This is a genomic window from Komagataeibacter melaceti, assembly GCF_003403295.1.
In the GTDB taxonomy this organism is placed as follows: Bacteria; Pseudomonadota; Alphaproteobacteria; order Acetobacterales; family Acetobacteraceae; genus Komagataeibacter; species Komagataeibacter melaceti.
In genome coordinates, this window is sequence record NZ_QUWV01000078.1 from 1 (window position 1) to 2,454 (window position 2,454).

Here is a 2,454-nt window from a genome sequence, read left to right on the forward strand (position 1 = left end):
CCCCCGGCGCGATCCATGAAGTCGCCACCAGCCAGGAGACAGATCCTTCCATGGCGCCACCCGTCCAGATGTCACTGTTCCCGTTATCCACCTACATGCAGCGCATCCATCCTGAAAAGAATGAATGGCGCTACTATGCCATGGCGGTTCAGCCCGATCTTTTCGGGGGCGCCGCCCTGCTGCGACGTTGGGGCCGTATCGGCACAAAAGGCACGATGCGGCTCGATCTCCATGCCAGCGAAGGCGACGCCGCGAATGCACTGGCGGCACTTGTCCGATACCGCAAGAAACGCGGATATCAGGCGATTTCCTGAAACCCGGCCCGCACGTCAGCCAAAGGGGTTTTCCATGGGGTGCGTGACCAGACCCACCGTGATCTTTTCAGGAAGATGGGGCTGGCTTTCCAGTTCGTGGACAACGGCGTCCAGCAGCTCCCTGAGCGCGCGGGCGTTTTCCAGACCGGCCTGATCCCGGGTGATGGACAGGCGGCCATAAACGGCGATCCGGTCACTCCCGTTTTCGATGGTCATCCCGTCGATCGTGCAGCTTTCGCCCTGATCGTCAAATGGCTGAAATGACATTGGTGTCTCCTTTCCTATTGCATCGGGTCGTCCCGGAAACCATACCCCCGCTCCGATAGCGGGCGATGTGTCCGGGGATGGTATGGACTCGCTTCCGGCTCCGGCAGGGGCATTGCGTTGGCCTTCACATCATCTGGCAGGGCCGGGAACGGGTCCACGCCAACCACCCGGATCAGCGTCGCGACGCTCACGAACGCGCATGTCGGCTGTTCGTTGTTCTTGCAGACATAGACGCCCGCGCCATTGGTAACCGGATCATACACCGCCTTCCATGTGGAAGTCGGGACAAACACGTCACGCCCGATACCCTGCGTGCTGCCATGAAAGGCAGGACCGGTGACCACGTAAAGCTCACCTTCACGGGTCGCGAGCTTCCTGACGGCCATTTCAACGCCGGTCCAGATCCCTTCGTTAAGCTCCGGGGTCTGCGGCACGACATTTGCAAGCGAAAATGTCTGCTCCTGGGCCACCGCGTCCGGCGCTTCCCCGGAAGGGGTCATGTGGCCACGATCGTAACCCGAACGCCGATAGTCGGAAAGCTCCGCCCCATCTCCCGGAGGCAGGCGGGGATCGGCATGAAAACGCTCGGTAATCCGCCCAAGGTCGCGGGCCTGTTCGATGTCTGTCCGTGTCAGGTGCTCGGCGGACCACAAGGGTTCATGAACGAGGCCTGAATTGAGGGAGGCGTACACCTCGTTGCACAGGAGCGTCGTGCGGGGCGCGAGCTTCGGATCAACCAGTGTCGGGAGCTGTCCCCCGACACCAAACTGCGGACAGGAGGCAGGTTCCGCCAGCACGGAAGACGACAGGGGGAGCAGAAGACCCATCGCGAGCACACCAACAGACGCGACATAACGTAACATGCTGTTTTTGCTTTTATTTTTCTGGTTCATGCGGTATGTAACCTGCATTTCCGGGAGACTGTCATGGGCTACACCGAAGATAACGGCACGCTGCGTCGCTTTCCGGTCGAACGGCGCGAAGAACCGACGCTTGCACATATGCAGGCCATCATGCCCGATGCGGGCGCGATGTACAAGCGCCTGCGGGACTGGGACATTCCGGGCCTGCCCGACGCTGACGCGGTGCGCGAAGAAGGCCGCAGGCGGGGACGGCGCATCCTCCTGCGCCACGGCCTGCCGGAGACCCGCGAGGAAGCGGAGATCATCCTGCCGCAGCTTTTCCAGCCTGCCATTGGCCGGGCCATCGACAGGCTTGTCGCTGCCCGCGAAACCGTCTGGCACGCGGAAAACCTCGAAGAAGAGACCGGTGAGGCGGGGCTTCTGGATGATCCTGCCATCCGTGCAAGGGTGGACGCCGCACTGGAACAGGCTTTCATCGCCGAGCGGGACGCATGGCGGCTGGCCCAGCGCACCCTTGGCGCCTGGGCAGCGGTCGAGGATATCCTCGCCGAGTTGTCCGGGCCGCCTCACCGGCCGACATCGAGCAGTAGCGTCCTCGCCTTTCGCCCGGCCTGAGACGCCCGGCGGCGCAGCCCCGCCTGGATTGCGGCTGGCAATGTTCCTGTCCGGACTTCCGCTTCCAGACAGGACTTTTCCCGGAACAGCCCGCGCGCGGCGCTCATCCGGGCGGCAGTCGCGGCGCGATGGGCCACGGGGGCACTCCACCCCTCTGCGCAGGTCGTCGATACGGTATTGAAATTCACGTTCTTTACTCCTGATGCGACGCCGCCCCGGGCGGCGTCCCGGGACGTCACGCCCGCGACGGCGCCGCGTTATGGTGATGGGACAGCAACCGGGGATCTGTCGCGGAAATGCGCGTGAAAGCGGCACACATCGGGCAACGTCGGGCGGTTCATGTCGCCCGCCTCGTCATCGAGTTGAAGCAGCCGGAGAACGGCGATTTCGCGGCG

4 protein-coding genes are annotated in these 2,454 nt (G+C 63.3%); 2 read left to right on the plus strand and 2 right to left on the minus strand.

From position 1 onward, the window contains the following. Window positions 1-68 precede the first annotated feature (68 nt). On the plus strand, window positions 69-314 hold the full coding sequence (locus DY926_RS09915; protein WP_338034330.1) for a WGR domain-containing protein: 246 nt from the start codon (window positions 69-71) through the stop codon (window positions 312-314). A gap of 15 nt (window positions 315-329) precedes the next feature. On the opposite strand, the gene DY926_RS09920 is transcribed toward DY926_RS09915, so the two are convergent. Both DY926_RS09920 and DY926_RS09925 read right to left on the minus strand, forming a co-directional pair. Then, window positions 330-581 (minus strand): hypothetical protein, encoded by a 252-nt coding sequence (locus DY926_RS09920; RefSeq protein WP_116703215.1) that lies wholly within the window; start codon window positions 579-581, stop codon window positions 330-332. A gap of 14 nt (window positions 582-595) precedes the next feature. Further along, window positions 596-1,444 (minus strand): DNA/RNA non-specific endonuclease, encoded by an 849-nt coding sequence (locus DY926_RS09925; RefSeq protein WP_241503153.1) that lies wholly within the window; start codon window positions 1,442-1,444, stop codon window positions 596-598. Between the two features lie 63 nt (window positions 1,445-1,507). Here DY926_RS09925 and DY926_RS09930 point away from each other — a divergent pair, with 63 nt between their 5' ends. After that, on the plus strand, window positions 1,508-2,059 hold the full coding sequence (locus tag DY926_RS09930) for a hypothetical protein (protein WP_116703217.1): 552 nt from the start codon (window positions 1,508-1,510) through the stop codon (window positions 2,057-2,059). Window positions 2,060-2,454 lie beyond the last annotated feature (395 nt).

Bases quoted from the DNA above. Each gene is read 5' to 3' on its own strand.
- DY926_RS09930 (WP_116703217.1), top strand. From the start codon at position 1,508: ATGGGCTACACCGAAGATAACGGCACGCTGCGTCGCTTTCCGGTCGAA.
- DY926_RS09925 (WP_241503153.1), bottom strand. From the start codon at position 1,444: ATGTTACGTTATGTCGCGTCTGTTGGTGTGCTCGCGATGGGTCTTCTG.
- DY926_RS09920 (WP_116703215.1), bottom strand. From the start codon at position 581: ATGTCATTTCAGCCATTTGACGATCAGGGCGAAAGCTGCACGATCGAC.
- DY926_RS09915 (WP_338034330.1), top strand. From the start codon at position 69: ATGTCACTGTTCCCGTTATCCACCTACATGCAGCGCATCCATCCTGAA.